This is a genomic window from Actinoplanes sp. NPDC051633, assembly GCF_040681735.1.
Classification (GTDB): domain Bacteria; phylum Actinomycetota; class Actinomycetes; order Mycobacteriales; family Micromonosporaceae; genus Actinoplanes.
Window position 1 is genome coordinate 1 of sequence record NZ_JBFAZH010001643.1, and the last position, 1,332, is coordinate 1,332.

The 1,332-nt window shown below is 67.8% G+C and carries 2 protein-coding genes; one reads left to right on the forward strand and one right to left on the reverse strand.

All coding sequences use genetic code 11. The features are described 5' to 3' along the window. Window positions 1-79 precede the first annotated feature (79 nt). Window positions 80-679, reverse strand: a complete 600-nt coding sequence (locus AB0M20_RS43890) for a PadR family transcriptional regulator (protein WP_364307460.1) — start codon at window positions 677-679, stop codon at window positions 80-82. A gap of 150 nt (window positions 680-829) precedes the next feature. Between AB0M20_RS43890 and AB0M20_RS43895 the strand changes: the two genes are divergently transcribed. Beyond that, the gene (locus AB0M20_RS43895) at window positions 830-1,273 is read left to right on the forward strand and encodes a DUF5318 domain-containing protein (protein WP_364307461.1); all 444 of its coding nucleotides are present in this window, start codon (window positions 830-832) and stop codon (window positions 1,271-1,273) included. Window positions 1,274-1,332: the final 59 nt, after the last annotated feature.

The window sequence follows — 1,332 nt, forward strand, 5'->3', positions numbered from 1 at the left end:
CCCTGGATCAGGGACGAGGCGCAGTTACCCACACCGACGATGGCGACGCGGACGGAGCCCATCGCGATTGCCTCCTTGGTCACGGCCGGTCCTCATGCGGAGCCGGATCTGCGGGGGGTGGTGCCTCCCCGGACGGGGATCGGCCGGAGCGCTCGTTCGTGATGAGCTCCTCCAGCCAGCGGACCTCGCGCTCGCAGGCGTCCAGTCCGTGTCGTTGCAGTTCGAGGGTGTAGGCGTCGAGCCGGTCACTGGCCCGCGCGAGCACGTCACGCAGGCCTTCTCGACGTTCCTCGATCCGGCGGCGGCGGCCCTCGAGAATCCGCAGCCGCGTGGCCCGGTCGGTCCGGGCGAAGAAGGCGAAGTGCACGCCGAAGCCGGCGTCGTCGTACGTCTCGGGGCCGGCCTGGGCGAGCAGGTCGGCGAACCGTTCCTTGCCCTCCGCGGTGATCTTGTAGACCACCCTGCCGCGTCGACTGGTCAGGGGCGGCACCTCGGACTCCGACGAGCTGTCCGCGGAGGTGATCCACCCGGCGGTTTGCAGCCGCTTCAGCGTGGGATACAGGGTGCCGTAGCTGATCGCCGCGCGGATGGTGCCGAGTTTGGTGGCGAGTTCCTTGCGGAGCTCGTACCCGTGCATGGGGGCCTCTTGCAGGAGGCCCAGGACGGCCAGCTCGAGCATCAGCCACCCCTCTCCGATGTATCGGGCCGATACATCGCAACCGTAGTTCGACACTCAGGCTGCCGCAAGCCGGTCATGTGACCGCAACTGCCGCGCCACGCTGTGTGATGACGGTCGCCGTAGCGGGGTCGACCGCGTACTCTCTTTGCCGTGCGGACGCAGCGTCAGGTGGTCGACTACTCGCTACAGAAGCGAGCGTTGCTGCGTGAGCTGCGCAATGGGCAGGTCGGGGCGCTCGAGGTCTGCGATGCCTCGCCCTACTTGAAGAACGCTGCCCGGTTCCACGGCGAGCCGACCGAGGACCGCTGCCCGGTCTGCCGCCGCGACAACCTCACCCTCGTGCACTACATCTACGGCGACGAGCTCAAGCAGTCCGCCGGACAGGCCCGCAAGCTCGCGGAGTTGCCCGTCCTCGCGATGACGCTGCGTGAGTTTCAGGTGTTCGTCGTCGAGGTCTGCCAGTCCTGCGCATGGAACCACCTGATCCAGCAGTACCTGCTGGGGCGGGACGCGCTGAACGCCGACGAACTTGACCGGGACGCCGCGGTGGCGGTTTCCTCCTCGGGCCGCCACCGCGTGACAGGGTGGTGGTGACATCTGTGGGTGGGACGTCGATGTACCATTCCCCTCTGGCTAAAGTGGTCACGCTTGCG

Coding starts and splice junctions, on each gene's coding strand:
- AB0M20_RS43890 (WP_364307460.1), bottom strand. CDS start 679: ATGCTCGAGCTGGCCGTCCTGGGCCTCCTGCAAGAGGCCCCCATGCAC.